At 48.4% G+C, this 15,962-nt stretch carries 16 protein-coding genes; 6 read left to right on the top strand and 10 right to left on the bottom strand.

Going from position 1 to position 15,962, the window contains the following annotated elements:
* Positions 1-24 precede the first annotated feature (24 nt).
* Positions 25-1,518 (top strand): RagB/SusD family nutrient uptake outer membrane protein, encoded by a 1,494-nt coding sequence (locus FXO21_RS18215; RefSeq protein WP_149641423.1) that lies wholly within the window; start codon positions 25-27, stop codon positions 1,516-1,518.
* 110 nt (positions 1,519-1,628) lie between these two features.
* Positions 1,629-2,795 (top strand): FG-GAP repeat domain-containing protein, encoded by a 1,167-nt coding sequence (locus tag FXO21_RS18210; protein ID WP_149641422.1) that lies wholly within the window; start codon positions 1,629-1,631, stop codon positions 2,793-2,795.
* Between the two features lie 34 nt (positions 2,796-2,829).
* Here FXO21_RS18210 and FXO21_RS18205 read toward each other — a convergent pair whose 3' ends face one another.
* The 3 genes from FXO21_RS18205 to FXO21_RS18195 all read right to left on the bottom strand — a co-directional run bounded on the left by FXO21_RS18205 (position 2,830) and on the right by FXO21_RS18195 (position 4,737).
* Entirely contained in the window at positions 2,830-3,153 is a 324-nt protein-coding gene (locus FXO21_RS18205; RefSeq protein WP_149641421.1) for a type II toxin-antitoxin system PemK/MazF family toxin, read from the bottom strand.
* Complete coding sequence (locus tag FXO21_RS18200) at positions 3,147-3,395, bottom strand: AbrB/MazE/SpoVT family DNA-binding domain-containing protein (protein ID WP_149641420.1); 249 nt, start codon at positions 3,393-3,395, stop codon at positions 3,147-3,149. The genes FXO21_RS18205 and FXO21_RS18200 overlap by 7 nt, the downstream gene beginning before the upstream one ends.
* A 100-nt stretch (positions 3,396-3,495) precedes the next feature.
* Positions 3,496-4,737, bottom strand: a complete 1,242-nt coding sequence (locus FXO21_RS18195) for a cytochrome-c peroxidase (RefSeq protein ID WP_225865745.1) — start codon at positions 4,735-4,737, stop codon at positions 3,496-3,498.
* 336 nt (positions 4,738-5,073) lie between these two features.
* Here FXO21_RS18195 and FXO21_RS18190 point away from each other — a divergent pair, with 336 nt between their 5' ends.
* Positions 5,074-6,603 (top strand): SulP family inorganic anion transporter, encoded by a 1,530-nt coding sequence (locus tag FXO21_RS18190; RefSeq protein ID WP_149641419.1) that lies wholly within the window; start codon positions 5,074-5,076, stop codon positions 6,601-6,603.
* Between the two features lie 63 nt (positions 6,604-6,666).
* Positions 6,667-7,059: a response regulator gene (locus FXO21_RS18185; RefSeq protein ID WP_149641418.1), complete on the top strand. Its 393-nt coding sequence runs from the start codon at positions 6,667-6,669 to the stop codon at positions 7,057-7,059.
* A 92-nt stretch (positions 7,060-7,151) separates the two neighbouring features.
* On the opposite strand, the gene FXO21_RS18180 is transcribed toward FXO21_RS18185, so the two are convergent.
* Complete coding sequence (locus FXO21_RS18180) at positions 7,152-8,240, bottom strand: Gfo/Idh/MocA family protein (protein ID WP_149641417.1); 1,089 nt, start codon at positions 8,238-8,240, stop codon at positions 7,152-7,154.
* Positions 8,241-8,416: 176 nt separating this feature from the next.
* Positions 8,417-8,854: a hypothetical protein gene (locus FXO21_RS18175; protein ID WP_149641416.1), complete on the bottom strand. Its 438-nt coding sequence runs from the start codon at positions 8,852-8,854 to the stop codon at positions 8,417-8,419.
* Positions 8,855-8,988: 134 nt separating this feature from the next.
* Here FXO21_RS18175 and FXO21_RS18170 point away from each other — a divergent pair, with 134 nt between their 5' ends.
* Complete coding sequence (locus FXO21_RS18170; RefSeq protein WP_149641415.1) at positions 8,989-9,963, top strand: nucleoside hydrolase; 975 nt, start codon at positions 8,989-8,991, stop codon at positions 9,961-9,963.
* A 13-nt stretch (positions 9,964-9,976) separates the two neighbouring features.
* Here the strand turns inward: FXO21_RS18170 and FXO21_RS18165 are convergent, their stop codons facing one another.
* Complete coding sequence (locus tag FXO21_RS18165) at positions 9,977-10,663, bottom strand: phosphonatase-like hydrolase (protein ID WP_192579239.1); 687 nt, start codon at positions 10,661-10,663, stop codon at positions 9,977-9,979.
* Positions 10,664-10,691: 28 nt separating this feature from the next.
* Positions 10,692-11,585 carry an alkaline phosphatase gene (locus FXO21_RS18160; protein WP_149641414.1) on the bottom strand — a complete coding sequence of 298 codons (894 nt, stop codon included), beginning with the start codon at positions 11,583-11,585 and terminating at the stop codon, positions 10,692-10,694.
* A gap of 283 nt (positions 11,586-11,868) precedes the next feature.
* Here FXO21_RS18160 and FXO21_RS18155 point away from each other — a divergent pair, with 283 nt between their 5' ends.
* Entirely contained in the window at positions 11,869-12,477 is a 609-nt protein-coding gene (locus tag FXO21_RS18155; protein WP_149641413.1) for a helix-turn-helix domain-containing protein, read from the top strand.
* Between the two features lie 80 nt (positions 12,478-12,557).
* Here the strand turns inward: FXO21_RS18155 and FXO21_RS18150 are convergent, their stop codons facing one another.
* The 3 genes from FXO21_RS18150 to FXO21_RS18140 form a co-directional block, all read right to left on the bottom strand.
* Positions 12,558-13,634 carry a zinc-binding dehydrogenase gene (locus FXO21_RS18150; RefSeq protein ID WP_149641412.1) on the bottom strand — a complete coding sequence of 359 codons (1,077 nt, stop codon included), beginning with the start codon at positions 13,632-13,634 and terminating at the stop codon, positions 12,558-12,560.
* A 276-nt stretch (positions 13,635-13,910) separates the two neighbouring features.
* A complete protein-coding gene (locus FXO21_RS18145; RefSeq protein ID WP_192579237.1) occupies positions 13,911-14,780 on the bottom strand; it encodes a lysophospholipid acyltransferase family protein in 870 nt (289 codons plus the stop codon).
* A gap of 157 nt (positions 14,781-14,937) precedes the next feature.
* Entirely contained in the window at positions 14,938-15,921 is a 984-nt protein-coding gene (locus FXO21_RS18140; protein WP_149641410.1) for an FAD binding domain-containing protein, read from the bottom strand.
* Positions 15,922-15,962 lie beyond the last annotated feature (41 nt).

Below are 15,962 nucleotides of genomic sequence, written 5' to 3'. Positions count from 1 at the left end.
CAACATCATTAAAATACGAAGGTCATGAAATCAAAGACCCTATCAGCAATATTGGTATTATCCGTGGTACTCGGCTCGTGCAGCGACTTTTTGAATATAGAACCTCAGAATGCAGTAGTACCCTCCAACTTCTTCGAATCTGAATCAGATTTCAAACAGGCAGTCGATGGCACTTATGCGCCTTTGCAGGCACTTTACAACAATGAATCGGGCTGGGCGATGGGCGAAATGCGGTCGGACAATACCCACTTTTTTTACAATATCGACTACCGCTCCCCTATTCCGGAAGAGATCGATGAGTTTGTGAACGGCTCAGAAAATTCGATCACAGCCGCCAAATACTACTCCGATTTCGACATTATTGCCCGCGCCAATCAGGTGCTGGCACAGATTGATGATTCAGGGCTGGACGCGGCGGTTATGGCAAATTTCAAAGGGCAGGTCCTTTTCCTGCGCGCACTGGCCTATTTTGATCTGGTGAAATACTACGGCGGTGTTCCGTTGCATCTGGAACCGGCTTCGGACCTGGCCACTGCTTCCCTGCCGCGCTCATCGGCGGAGGAGATCTATGCCCAGATCATTTCAGACGCAACCCAGGCCAGCGAACTCTTGCCCAACAAAGCAACGCAGGAGCCCGGCAGGGCTACTTCCGGCTCCGCATTCACGCTTCTGGCCGATGTTTATCTAAATCAGAAAAACTGGGCGGCTGCGGAAGCTGCGTCAGCCAAGGTGACGGGCTACTCACTGCTGGCCGATTATGCTTCTGTTTTTGATCCAAATAATAAAAACAATGCGGAATCGGTGTTTGAAGTACAGTTCCTGGAAGGTACCACGCTGAGTTTGCACAGCTATTTCCCCTATTATTTCATCCCGTTGACGGTCAACCACGCGCAGTATACCAAAGGCCCGACCGGCTCGCAAACTGCCCCGGGCTCTGGCTGGAATACGCCCACGGAAGATCTGCTGGCTGCTTATGAAGACCGCACGAAAGACAAGCGTTTCAATGCGTCTGTCGGTTTCATTACCGGGCCTTCGCAGGTCTCGGACACGAGTTATGTGAATTTGCCTTATATCAAAAAATACCAGTACCCGCATTCGATTTACGGGCAAACCAACCAGAATTTTCCGGTGTACCGGTATGCGGAAGTGCTGCTGATGCAGGCTGAGGCGGCCAACGAGCAGGGTAAGGCAGCTGACGCAGCTGGCTTCCTGAATCAGGTGCGCAAGCGGGCCGGACTGGCAGATTCCCCTGCGAAAGACCAGGCTGCATTGCGGGCCGCGATCCTGAAAGAGCGCCGCGTGGAACTGGCTTTTGAAAACAAACGCTGGATCGATCTGGTAAGAACGGGCAATGCCATAGCAGTGATGAATGCATATGGCGCAAAACTGAAAGCAAACCCGGCCTACTATTACCTGACCGCAGCGACTTATAACCTCGATCAGAACAAATTGCTTTTCCCTATTCCTTTTCTTGAAATACAAGTAAACCCCGATCTGGAACAAAACCCGGGCTATTAAGCATCCGGCCGACTTATTTCCTAAACCCTGAACCCGGCGGCGGGGACCAACTGGTTCCTGCCGCTTAATTTATCACCAAAATCACTGAATCATCACCTAGTCCCTTTACTATGCATTTATCAAAAAACACCTGTTGCCTACTGCTCATTGCCAGCGCTTTTGGTGCAAACCAAAGTCAGGCGCAGGACATGAAAGGCAAAACGCCGGTCCGGTTTGAGAAGAAAATGATCGCATCGGAAAGCTTTGAATCTGTGGCCGTTTTCGATGTCAATAATGACGGGAAACCGGATATCGTGTCCGGCTCCTACTGGTACAAAGGTCCCGAGTTTTTCGACCGGGCTTATCTGGGCGACGTAAAACGTCACGGCGAATACTGGGACGAATTTCTGACGGTACCGATGGACGTGAACGGCGACGGCAAAATGGATATTGTCACTGGCGGCTGGTTCAACAAATCGCTGCTCTGGCGCGAGAATCCGGGCAACGATAAACCGTGGACCGACCACCTGATCGACGAAACGGGGAACGTAGAAACGGGCCAGGCGTGGGATATCGATAATGACGGACAACTGGAAATCGTGCCGAATAACCCTAACCAGCCACTGAAATTCTATAAACTGGAAAGAGACCAGAATGGAAAAGGTACGGGCAAATTCACGAAAGTGCAGATCGCTGACAAACAGGATCACGGACTTGGTTTCGGGGACATCAACGGCGACGGCCGGGGTGATATCATCATCAGTAGCGGCTGGCTGGAAGCGCCCAAGAATGTGATGAAAGACAAATGGATCGCCCACAATGATTTCAATTTCGGAGATGCGAGCGTGCCTATTATTGTGGCTGATGTAAATGGCGATGGCAAAAACGACGTGATTGTAGGCCAGGCGCACAGCTACGGGCTGCATTGGTACGAACAGAAAAAGGACAATGCCGGCAAGATCAGCTGGGCGAAACACAGCATTGACCCTTATAACTCACAATTTCACTCGATGGCGTGGGTGGATATCGACGGCGACGGAAGCAAGGAACTGGTGACCGGCAAAAGATACCGCGCGCACAATGGCGGCGATCCGGGCGAAAAAGACCTGGTAGGTTTGTATTATTTCAAATGGAACGGCGAAGCATTCGTGAAGCAGATCATTTCACACGGACCTTATGGCGTCGGAAAGGGGATCGGTGTGTATTTTGATATAGCGGACCTGACGGGAAGCGGCCGGAAAGATATTATCGTTGCAGGAAAGGACGGGCTGGCGGTGTTTTTTAATAGGGGTAACTGATCAGGTAGGCTCTATTACTGAGGATCTGCCCACATTAGTCACCAAGCATTTCTTGCATAACCTGCTTTAATTTCTTGATTTCTATTGCTGACAGGTTACCAATTTTAGAGCCTAACCTCGATTTATCAACTACACGAATCTGATCGGCCGCAATCGATCCTTTTTGGTTTTGAACCGTGCAATCTACCCGCCAGGGGTAATTTTTGATGGTTGACGTGATTGGCAAGATGACTACGGTACGCAGGTATTGGTTCAATTCATCTGGACTGACGATCAGGCACGGCCTGATTTTGGAGATTTCACTTCCTTGTGTCGGATCCAGTGATATCCAGTAAACGTCGTATCGTTTGATTACCATGCCCACTCCTCCCGATCAAAGTCAGTCATATTGTCTTCTAACAAAGGCTCATCATCCCCGGCTGCACGCATCTCGATCGCTGCCTCTGCCCAGCCTTGCCGGGGAGCTGGTTTTATGACAATTGAGCCATTCTCCACTTCCAACTCAACGCTCGACTTGAATGACAGATTCAACCTTTGCAATATCATCGAGGGAATAATGATTCCCTGGCTATTTCCTATATTGATAATATTCGCTTTCATGATGTTATAACATAAATGCCATTTTTAGAACAAATATAATGAAAAGTTATAACATCACGGTATGTATCAGTGACCGCCAGATGACTGTATGCTCCCCAAGTCACATCCCTGAAACGGGCAGGCCGCTCGGGACTTTTTCGGGAATGCTTTTATCGAAAGATTCGTCGTTGAGGGCGTTCAGAAATTCGACGATCCTGTCAATATCCTTGAATTTTACATTGAGCTGGCTCACGAGTGAATCCATTTGGTACATTTCCACTTTGGGGTTTTCAATCTTTCCCCCGGTGAGGTCCTCGTAAAAAAGCATAACCTGGTCCAAAGTTTTAAATGCGCCGCTGTGCATGTATGGCCCGGTGTAGCGCAGGTTGCGTAATGTGGGCGTGCGGAAACCGTAGTTGTTATCGCCGCCCGCATCCGTTTCCTTCCGGTTGGGTGTGTCCGGAACGCCGAGGGTATGCAGCTTAAAATCCGAGAACATCGGCCCGGAATGACATTTGGCGCAGCCTGCTTTCAAAAACAGATTCAACCCTTCTTTTTCTCCCGTGGTCAGCGCGCTGCTATCGCCCCGCATGTACTGGTCGAACCGGGAGTTATTGGCGATCAATGTTCTTTCGTAGGAGGCAATTGCTTTCGCCAGATTATCTGCGTTCACCGGATCAGTTTGTGCGCCGAATGCAGTTGCGAACAGACTGCGGTATTCCGGGATCGCTTTCAGTCGTTTCACCACATCATCGACCACCTTATCCTCCGCATAACCGTGGCCGCGCATTTCTTCAAAAGTCCGGATCGGGAATAAGGCCTGTTCTTCCAGACTTTTAGCACGTAGATCCCAGAACATACCTGCCGAGTCGGGATGGTAAGGTTCGTCGTTTTTAATTCCGTTGAATGCTACGTTCAGGATACTTTGTGAGTTTCTCTTGACAAAAGGAATATCGTTCGGATCAAGAAAAAAGCGTTTCGATCCTCTTCCCATACCGCCGACGCCAATCGAAGTTTCCAGGAATTCGGCGTAGCTGAATTCGGGCTGGTGGCAGGTGGCGCAGGCCACGTCTTTATTGCCTGACAATATCGGATCAAAAAACAGCAGCCGGCCTAGCTTCACTTTCTCGGGGGTGGAAGGATTACCAGGCGGGTCGGTCACGTACTTAGGTAATGCGCCCAGATCGGCGAGGGATTCTATTTTGGGCTTGCGTTTGGGTTTTGAAGATTCCCGATTGTTACCGCATGACCAGCACAACAAAATAGCAGCCCACAACAGCAACAAAGACTTTAACGCTTTTACAAAATCACACATAACTAACCGGCACTTTCCAAACGGGATATCTATTTCTAAGTCGCGCACCAACCATTTTTAACCATGTTATCCTGACTTTTATGGTTTTAATGATCAAAATCATATTTGGCGCACCTCCCGCCCCGGCCCTTATCCAACTCTACTTTCTGCGCGAAACCCTTTGCGGCTAAATAGTAGCAAGATCACATTGTATTATAACTGACCGAAGTCAAATTATCTGCCATTGATAGAAAAATTGAGAGATGGATACAACCACAGGTTCGTCGGAGGATAGTGGCTTGCTGATTCCGCTGCAATAATACGATGAATGTTTTGTCGTCGGCAAGATTCCGGCTTCCTTTGAGCCCGGAAACAAATTCCGCTTTTATCAGTCCTACTCCTATCATGAAAGGTTACCTTAATCTTTTTGATTTTACGCAAAAAGTAAATTACAAAACCGAAATTCTGGCAGGCCTTACCGTCGCGATGACCATGATGCCTGAATCCCTTTCTTTTGCAATTCTGGCAGGCCTGCCCCCACTGGTGGGCTTATATGCGGCATTTATCATGGGACTCGTTACCGCTATTTTCGGTGGGCGGCCCGGGCTTATTTCCGGCGGCGCCGGCGCGACGGTTATCGTGCTGATCGCCCTGATGCAATCGCACGGAATCGAATACGTATTTGCAGCAGTGGCCCTCGCTGGTGTTATACAAATATTGGTCGGAATATTCAGGCTCGGCAAATTCGTACGCCTCGTGCCGCAGCCTGTGATGTACGGCTTTGTGAATGGCCTTGCGGTGGTGATATTTATGTCACAGCTCGAACAATTTAAAACTGTCGTAAACGGGCAGACGGTCTGGCTTACCGGCACGCCTCTGCTGATCATGGGCGGCCTGGTGCTGCTCACGATAGCGATCACTGTTTTGTTACCCAGGTTTACCAAGGCAATTCCGCCTTCGCTGGTTGCTATTGTTGTCGTTTTTCTGGTGGTCTGGGGGTTTAATATTGATACCAGAACGGTCCGCGACATTGCTTCCGTCAGCGGCGGTTTTCCTCCTTTTCATATTCCGCAGGTACCGGTCAGCCTGGCCACGCTGCAAGTTATATTTCCTTACGCGCTGATCATGGCGGGAGTCGGACTTACGGAAGGATTGCTGACGCTCAACCTGGTAGACGAAATTACTGCGACGCGCGGAAACGGGAACCGTGAGTGTATTGCACAGGGAAGCGCCAATATTCTCAACGGATTTTTCTTTGGAATGGGCGGCTGCCCGATGATCGCGCAAACGCTGGTAAACCTTTCTGCCGGTGCCCGGGCGAGGCTTTCCGGGATTATCGCTGCCTTGACAATCCTCACGATCATCCTGGTCGCCGCCCCGGTGATCGAGCTCGTCCCGATGGCCGCATTGACCGGCGTCATGATCATGGTGGCGATCGGTACTTTTGAATGGATCAGCTTCCGGATCATCAACAAGATGCCCAAACAGGACGTATTTGTCGGGATACTGGTAGCTGTGATTACCATTTACCTGCATAATCTCGCGCTGGCGGTACTGATCGGGGTGATCATTTCGGCATTGGTATTTGCCTGGGAAAGTGCCAAAAGGATCCGCGCCCACAAATCGATAGATGAAAACGGAGTCAAGCATTACAAAATATACGGCCCGCTTTTCTTCGGTTCCGTGGCAGCTTTCAGCGAAAAATTCGAAGTGATGACCGACCCGCAGGAAGTGATCATCGACTTTTCGGAAAGCCGGGTTGCCGATATGTCGGGGATCGATGCGCTGAATAAAATTACCGGGAGATATCAGAAAGCAGGTAAAAAAATACTCCTGAAACATCTTAGTCCCGATTGCAGGAAATTGCTGCACAATGCAGGCACCGTAATCGAAGTGAATATTATAGAAGACCCGACTTACCCGGTGGCGATGTAGATGGTATGCTTTTTTAAACATGATTGCCAATCCTTGGTCAACCTCTAAAAAAGTATCAACTATATGGGTAATAAACGACTTTTTGTAATGATTGACGATGACACCGACGATCATGAAATATTCAAAATGGCAATCAGTGACCTTAACAAGTCCCTGGACTGCTTATTTTTCCCAGATTGTGAGTCAGCGATCTCCCATTTCAGCAATACATCGGTAACACCTCCCGGCTACGTTTTTATAGACCTCAGCCTGCCCAGGATCAACGGAGATCAGTGTTTACAGGAGTTGCAAAAATTAAAGGAATTTGATGATCCCTGCATAGTCATATATTCCACATCTATTCCAAATGAATGGTACCCGAAACTTGAAAAAATCGGAGTGGACAGATTTATGGAGAAAACATTTTCAGTACCGACATTGACTTCACAGATCAATCACCTGATCGAAGCCGACTGACTTGTTGTGCAAAGCACTTACTAAAATGAAGGCCCTGCTTAAAAACCGGCCAGGAAGCGTTGTATTATGCATACCTCCTGGCCGGTTTTTATTTAGATCTTAACGCTTTTACCGGTAGCCACCGATTTATAGATCGCCTCTACGACCCTGATATCCCGCAATCCTTCCTCTCCCGGGGCAATTAGATCCGTATTGTTCATAATTGCCATACAATCCTCATCCAACTGCTTGGCCTGCTGACTTTTAACAGGAAAATTAATAAGGGTACCGTCGGACATACTGCCCTTGTTACCATTATAGGCTGACTGCGGCTCCATTTTCACCCACCCTTTTTCATAATTGACCTGCAGGTAGTTCATATTGATCCCAAAGCTGGTTTGGCAGGCTGCCCGGGCACCACTCGGGAAATCGAGCATGAACATCATCGTCTCTTCCACCTCTTTGTAAATTTCGGGGCGGGTGGTAGACGCCTGCGCGATCACACTGACGGGCTCTTCACCGGTTGCCAGCCTCGCTCCCTGCAGCGCGTACACGCCCATGTCCCCCATTACTCCGCCTCCCAGCTTTTTTTTCTGCTTCCAGTGGTTGGTCCGGTTGTCGACATACCCTGCCGCACTGTTTACCATTTTCACTTTCCCAAATTTCTGTTCTTTCGCTACCTTCATATAAGCCTGAATATTAGGATCATGCTGGCAGCGGTAGCCGATCGCCAGCTTCACTTTATTGCTCTTGCAAGCCGCTATCATCGCTTCACAATCGGCTACGGAAGGCGCCATTGGTTTTTCACAAAATACATGCTTGCCTGCCTTCGCCGCACGGACTACATACTCCCGGTGCATAGAAGGCGGAAGCACCACATAAACAATATCGATATCGGGGTTATCGGCGATTTTATCGAAGTTTTCGTAGTTGTAAATGTTCTTTTCCGGGATATTGTACTTGGTTTTCCAGGTTTCTGCTTTGGCCGGGGTTCCGGTAACGATGCCTGCCAGGTAACATTTTTCAGTCAGCTGCAAGGCGGGGGCGAGCAGGTCGGTACTGTAATAGCCCAGACCGACAAGTGCAACGCCCAGTTTTTCCTTTTTTGGGGAAGTGGATGCGAGCAGGGAAATACCCGGAAACAACGTGGCCGCTCCGGCCAGGCTTAACGAGGATAAAAATTCACGACGTTCTAGTAGCATAGTCTGATCAAATATTTTAAAAGGTATTACCGGAAAGTTATCAACAGGTCACTGAAACTTGTTCCTTAGTGCTGCCTCAGCCTATTTGTTACAAAACTCAGCAACCATGCATATTTACTTGATAAATGAGTTGCCGATCGTAAAAGGTATGTGTTACCGCTTTTAACTACGGGCGATCATCTGTTTAGCCCGAACTCCTCATTGACTCCATGCACAGCGATTGTCATCACTTTGTTTTTCTGCACGAGTTTTAACTGACCAGAATATTCAGTGCTCCATTCACTTATTTTTTCGCCTCTATTTACATCCAAAGTAACTTGATATCCTGAATCATAAAAATGGTCAATGTAGCCGTTTTGCTTCACTTCCCTTTTTAAGAAACTCACGATCACCAGTTTGCCGCCTTTCTTAAAAAAAGCTGTCTTGCTGCCACTGACAACAAATATGAATTTCCCTTTGGTCAAACTAGTCGAGTCGAAAGTAAAGAAACTTGCATTACCGTCAACTTTTACAGGGTAGGTGTCTATAAATTCGACCTTATCTGACACTTGACTAGTCTGATTGTTAATTTCCTGATAACCCCATAAAAGGAGCAAGGTTAGTAGATAACTCATATTAACTTAATAGTTTAATGTCAAAACAGTAACAGTACATTATGATTAACAATATAGGAAGTTTGAACACCACAATCTCTTTCTACAATGGTAGCTTACCAGCCCTGACAGCCAATCCAAAAAATCAATTCGCAATGATCCGATTACTCCTATTCTGCTTTTCTTTTTTATTAACATCCGGGATATCAACTCACTCCCTTGCCTGGCAGGACGAGTCGCCCGTTGCAGTAATTCTTGATACCGATATGGATTCGGACGTTGACGATGTGGGTGCGCTCGCTATGCTTCACGCCTACGAGCGGCAGAAAAAAGCCACGATCCTTGGAATAATCGTTACCAGTGACGATAAATACAGCGCTTCCTGTACGGATGCGATCAATGTGTGGTTTGGCCGCAAGGATATACCGATAGGCGTGAGTCAGAAGGATTCGCTGCGGGAATTTTCAAAATACACCCGGCAGATCTCCGGGCAATTCCCCAACCGTTTCAAGTCTAATGCCGAAGCCGAAGACGGTACCACAGTTTACCGCAGACTTTTGTCAAACGCGCCGGATCAAAGTGTGGTGATCGTCACGATCGGCCATTTGACTAGTCTCAGTAAGCTGCTTGATTCCGCACCGGATTCCAATAGCCCTTTGAGTGGACGCGATCTGGTCAGGAAAAAGGTTAAGCGCTGGTCGTGCATGGGCGGGCAGTTCCCGGAAGGCAAGGAGGCCAATTTTTACCGCCCGGACCCGGCTTCGACCATAAATTGTCTGACCAAATGGAAACTTCCTGTGACATTCGCGGGCTGGGAAGTTGGTAATCAAATTGTTACGGGCGGCGCTTCTTTCAAGGCACACAGCGACCCCAAAAGTCCCGTCTACAAAGCGTATGCGCTTTACAACGGATTTCAGGGCCGCGCCAGCTGGGACCAGATTGCTTTGCTGGAAGCGGTTGAAGGTGCAGAAACCTATTTTACCGTAAAAAAAGACGGGCACTGCAAGGTTGCTCCCGACGGAAGCAACAAATGGATAGCACCTGCAGACGATTCACAGGGTTACCTCGTTATTTGCGCGCCGGTTGAAAAGATACGCGGGCAGGTCGACCGGTTAATGCTCGGCAAATAGCCGCCCGCATTTCCTATCCGGCCAGGGAATGCGCTTTGACGATTGGCAGCAGTTCGGAAAGGTTATCGATGATAAAATCGGGATTTGCCTCTGCAAGCTGCTCACGTGTATGGGCTCCTGTTGTTATTCCAATGCTGAAACGGCAGCCGGCATTTTGTCCCTCTTCAATGTCAATCGAAGAATCCCCGACTTTGATCACACTTTTTGCATCGTCGATACCCAAACGGTTCATTGCCAACGCGATCATATCCGGTTCGGGCCGGTTTTTTTCAACATCCGACGCAGTTACCAGCTCATCAAAATGAACACCCTGCTTCCAGCCAATCTTACCAATCAGCGCCTCGGCCGTTTGCCGGTTGTAACCTGTATTAAGCACTACGATCACCCCGCTTTCTCTTAATGCTTCAAAAACTTCGGTCGTGTTGGGTTGCCCGGTAACTTGCAGGGTTCGGTAAGCCTCGTCCAGCATAACCTGGAATTTCTCAAATATCCCGGAAGCCAGCTCTTCGTCGATAATTCCTTTGGAAGCCAGAACACTCCTGATCGCCTGCAACTTTTCTTTCCCCGCTCCCTCGGCCAGCACTTCGTCCAAAGTAAAGTCAAACTGCCTCTCATTGACAGCTTCCATAAGCGTTTTGTAAACCACATTATCTTCATCGACTGTCGTGCCCGCCATGTCGAAAACTACCATTTTGATCATTTCGTGAATGTTTTTAAGTCCTTAATTATTATTTAAATGCCGCCTCAACCGGCCCTCCTATCCAAACCTGCGGGGTTTTGAGCTTAAATATCGCCGCAATTGTCGCCGCCGTATCAAAGGTCATGATACTCTCCTTTACCTCATTGTCTTTTCGTATCCCTGGCCCGGTAATAATCCAGGGAATCTGCATTTCCTGCATGGTAATCGCGCCGTGGCCTTTGTTGATCCCGCCGTGATCCGCGGTAAAAATGATGGCTGTTTTGTCCATCATACCCGCTTCCTCGATGCTCCTGATAATGCTGCCGATGTGCGTGTCGGTGCGCTCTATGGCCGCGTAGTAATCGGGCGTGCCGTGACCAGCATTGTGCCCTACGCTGTCGACATCGTGCAAATGGATGAACAGAAAATTGGGTTTCTTTTCTTTAATGTAAGATGTTGCCGCTCTCGTCAGGGCCAGGTCACCGTCACAGTTCTGGTCTTTGTTCACCGCTTTTTTGGGGAACAAATAACCGATCCCGTCCCACTCGTAAATCACGCCGATCTCGCTTTTGGGTTTTTCTTTCCTCAATAAGGCATAAACCGTCGGGAACATACCGTATTCATCCAGTACCCGGGCAGGCAGGTCCGGCGACTGGCTGCCCCATTTGGTATAGCCGTGCAGCTCGGGGCCCGCTCCCATCACCATAGAAGCCCAGTTAGGAGCGCTCGACGAAGGCAGGACCGTCCTGGCCTGCAATGTCCAGGAGCCTTCCTTCATCAGCTTGCGAAGGTTGGGTACTTTGGCATTTTCAAAAGCATATGCGCCGAAACCATCCGAGCCGATCAGGATAACATGCTCGATCCGGCCCTGCGCAAATGCATTTTGAAAAGGGTTTAACAATAAAAAAAGGATTAGGAATAGCACTTTCTGCAATCGTTTCATACAGGTGTCAGCGGTTTGTTTGTTATTTCAAATGATGTTCGTAGTAATGATTTTCGACCTTACCGTCATCATACAATTTAAGAATCGCATACCCGGGAAAGTTTCCTCAAAATGGTAAGCGCCGGCTGAGATTATCTGACTGTCAGTAAGATGATCTCAAAGGTAAATAAAGTTCTGTTTATTAATACTAAACATATGTTAAATAAATATTAATCAACTGATTTTTGTTGACCCTATCCTGCTGACCACCGTGCCGCTAACTACATCGCAATAGGTCTAGTGTATGTGGGCGCGTGCTATTTTTTGCTATTCTTGCAACATGGGAGGATTTTTCATTTTAGAGGTTGGCCGCCGCATTAAAGAAAAAAGGCTTGACAAGCGAATGACTCTGCAGGAACTGGCAGACAAATCGGGCGTCAGCAAGGGATTGGTTTCACAAATTGAGAACGGCCGTACTATCCCATCGCTGCCAGTTATGCTTGGCATTATCCAGTCGCTGGAAATTGAAGTCAGCGAGTTCTTTCAGGGGCTGAGCCTCCTGGAACCGACAATCCTGGTAAACCGCCGGAAGGACTATGCTCCGTTTCAGAAAGAGGATGCGAAAGGCTTCAATTATAGTCGGATGATGATGCGCAACCTGCCTGCCAGCACCATTGATTTTGCCTTATTGGAACTCACCACGGAATCGTACCGTGAAGAAGTTACGACCGATGCCTACGAGTTTATTTATATTATAAAAGGTCAAACCGAGTGCCGGGTAAACGGACAAACAATGGTTTTGGAAGAGGGCGATTCCATATTCTTCGATGGCCGCCTGCCGCATGTGCCCAAAAACACTTCCGATAGTAACTGCCTCCTGCTGGTACTATACTTTTTCGATCAGAACAGTTAGTTACGTTGTACTATATACGCTGGCCGGCTAATTCTTGAAATAACAGCTGCCGGGAGCATACAAATGCATGCAGTGAGGGTTCAAAAGCGAATACCTACCCTAAGTGGCTTAAATTCAATAGCATACTCAAAAGCGGATTGGGCCTCCGCCAGGCTGAATTCCTTTCCTATTATTTTACTAAACGGAAAACGAGCGTGACAGCGGCCAATAAAATCCACAGCGTATACGAAATCCTCATAATTATAATTATACAGTCCCTTTATAGTCAGCAACTTGCGAACAACCTGCTCCGCATCGATTACGACCTTCCGGGCGCTGAAAACTGCCCCTATCCAGACAGCGATCCCGCCTACATCCAGTGACGCAACCCCCGTTTCCATTGCATCGGGCGCGCCACTCATATCAAAAACCACATCGAAGTTTTCCGGTACCTGAGAATCCGTTTCTGATCCGCCCGGGTTCTTGAGCAGGTAAGTATCGTCGGCCCCGAAAGCTGTGGATTGCGCGAGCCGGTCGGCATTGATATCTGCTGTACAGATTTTCGCTGCACCCGCATCCTTACAGATGGCCGAGCATACGATTCCCAGCAAGCCCAAACCCGTAATGAGCACACGCTTTCTCCGCAGATCCCCTGCAAGCCTCAATGCACCTGCCACCGTCGCTACGGCACAGTTGATTGTCGCAGCCACGTCCAGCGGGACGCCGGCCGGTATTTTCAACACCGCCGTATTCTTTTTTAAAACACAATATTCGGCCAGGCCACCATGAAAAGCATCATGCTCGGTGACCTGGGCGTGGCCGTATTTAAATAATCCGGACGCTTTTTGCGGCATACCCCTCAATGCCTGGACGGACGCAGGATCTGCTGAAAAAATACTCCATGTAACAATGTCACCCGGGCTGAGCAAACTGCCTGCATAGTCCCTGCCCGAATGCTTGATGCCGGTTTCCACTACCTCACCCACAATTTCATGACCGAGGATGGTAGGCGTTTTTTCATGCCGCAAGCCGCAGAAAGTATGCAGGTCGCTGCCACAAATGGTGGTGTAAAGATTTCTGACCAGAATCTCTTCGGGCGCGACTACCGGTATCTCCTTCTCGACCATTTGCATGTCCTCCCCTGCCTTATTAAAAATGAATAGCGTTGCCAGATTCATAGAAATGGATGTCGGATGCTGCCTGGATTCAAATGTAACCAATCTATGTTTATTAATACTAAACATTAGTTTAATAAATTGCAAACTTGCCGACGAGCAGACTTGCCGGGCAGCAGTGACATCATTTTTTAACGAACGCTTCGGTTATTGAAACTGATCATTTTGTACAGGGTGATAGATTTCACCAGGGTTACCCGCCCGAAATGGAGGTCACATAAGCAGGCGATTTGCATGCAGATGGAATTGTGAAGAAAAATACAACCAGACGCTATGCGCCTATTGAGTCCGGCCTGATAAAGGGTCAACCGGTTTCCACCGCTTATGCGACCAGAGCCAGGTAGCAGGATCGAGATCAATATCCTTTTCAATCATTTTATAATACTGCCGGGTAATATCCAGCGGCTTACTTGAAGCAGGATTTTCTGTTATCAAATGAAAGGTATAATTATAATGAAAGCGCGCAACTTTCCTGCACTGGAGATAAAGTACCACCGCATTAGAAGCCAGAGCAAGACGTTCGGCACCTAGCTGCACGCTGGTATTTTGGTTTAAAAACTCAATACTGTACTTCGAGCTTCCCGGGGCGGGCCGCTGATCGGCTATCACCACTACCAGCGCGGGGCTGTCGGGCGCCCGTAAAGCTGACAGGGCGGCTTTGTAAAAATTCTTCTTCAAAATCACAGTAACGCCCATTTGCGAACGCATTTTATGTACCCAGCTATCGATACGCAGATTTGAAATGGGCGTATATGCAGTGTATACCTGAAAATCCACTTCCCGGGGCAAATTGATCAGGTATTCCCAATTACCATGGTGGGAGGCTAAGACGATCGCGTGTTTGTTTTTAGCGTACAGATCGCTCAACAGCTCTTTGTTACTGTAAGTAGCCAGCTTCATTCTGGCGGCGGGACTGGCGAGGGCAAAAAGGACCGGCTCAACTACCAGATCTCCCAAATGTTTATAATATGCTTTCACCAAGGCTTTTCTTTCCTCCGCTGTTTTCTGTGGGAATGCATTTGCGAAATTTTGCATTAATATCTCATGCCTGTATCTGAGCACATACCTGGTGATGATATAAATGATGAAGGACGCAGATCGGCAAATTGCCAGTAACAGGTTCAAACCGATAGTTATTTTTCTGAACAAAATAGCATTTTACCCGAGGTAGGAAAATCCTGTTTCAAAGCTTAATGGTGTAGCAAATATCCGACATTTCGTTTAATATACCAGTATTTACCAAAGGGTACTTACGGGCCTTTTAGCAAAGATGCTTCGTTTATGACCATTAATTTGAGGGTTTGTATTACATCGGGCCAGCGGCATTATTCAAGGCCTCAACAACCACATTCGGGCCAAGTTTCAGTTTGAATGCATTGTATTTGTAAGCCTTCGCACCCTGCATTGCGATTTCCGCAGCTTGCCAGAAAGTTTTTTCTGTGGCCGGTTCTCCCACCAATGCCTTTTCCGCCTCTTTCAATCGCCACGGCTTATGCGCCACGCCGCCCATCGCCAGTCTGGCATCTTTAATCACCTTCCCGTCCATACTCAAAGCAGCTGCCACCGATACCAATGCAAAAGCATAGGAAGCACGGTCGCGGACCTTCATGTAATAACTGTTTTTGCTGAATCCATTATCAGGAATCTCCACCGAAATGATCATTTCATCGTTTTGCAGCGTGTTATCCTTTTCTGGCTGGTTGCCCGGAAGCCGGTGAAATTCTTCAAACGGAATGCGTCTTTCCCCTTTCGGCCCCGCCACCAAAACAGTCGCGTCTAATGCGACCAATGCAACGCACATATCGCTTGGGTGCACGGCAATACATTGCTCACTCGCGCCAAAGACAGCATGCATCCGGTTCAAGCCTTCCAATGCGCCGCAGCCGACACCCGGGTCGCGCTTGTTGCAAGGCAAGGCCGTATCGTAAAAATAGTGGCAACGTGTACGCTGCATTATATTTCCGCCTACCGTCGCCATATTCCGGATCTGTGCCGATGCTCCTGCATTCAATGCCTGCGAAAGCAGCGGGTGCTTCTCAATAATCAGTTTATGATCTGCTACCTGGCTGTTCAATGCCAGCGCGCCGATGACAGTTTTGCCGTTTTGCTGCTGAATATCTTTGAGAGGGACTTTATTAATATCCACCAGCCTGGTCGGTGCGGTAATGTTCCGCTTCATCAAGTCGATCAGGTTTGTGCCGCCGGCGATGAACCGCGCATTGCTGCTGTTTGCCAAACCACTGATGGCTGCCTTTACGGACTTTGCGCGTTCATATTGGAATTGCATCATGATTTCTGCCCCCCGTTTTTGATTCCTGAATTGCTGTTACA

Origin of the sequence: Dyadobacter sp. UC 10 (assembly GCF_008369915.1) — a bacterium.
Lineage (GTDB): Bacteria > Bacteroidota > Bacteroidia > Cytophagales > Spirosomataceae > Dyadobacter.
The sequence above is the reverse complement of the archived record's forward strand: the minus strand, read 5'-3'. Positions and strand labels throughout refer to the sequence as shown.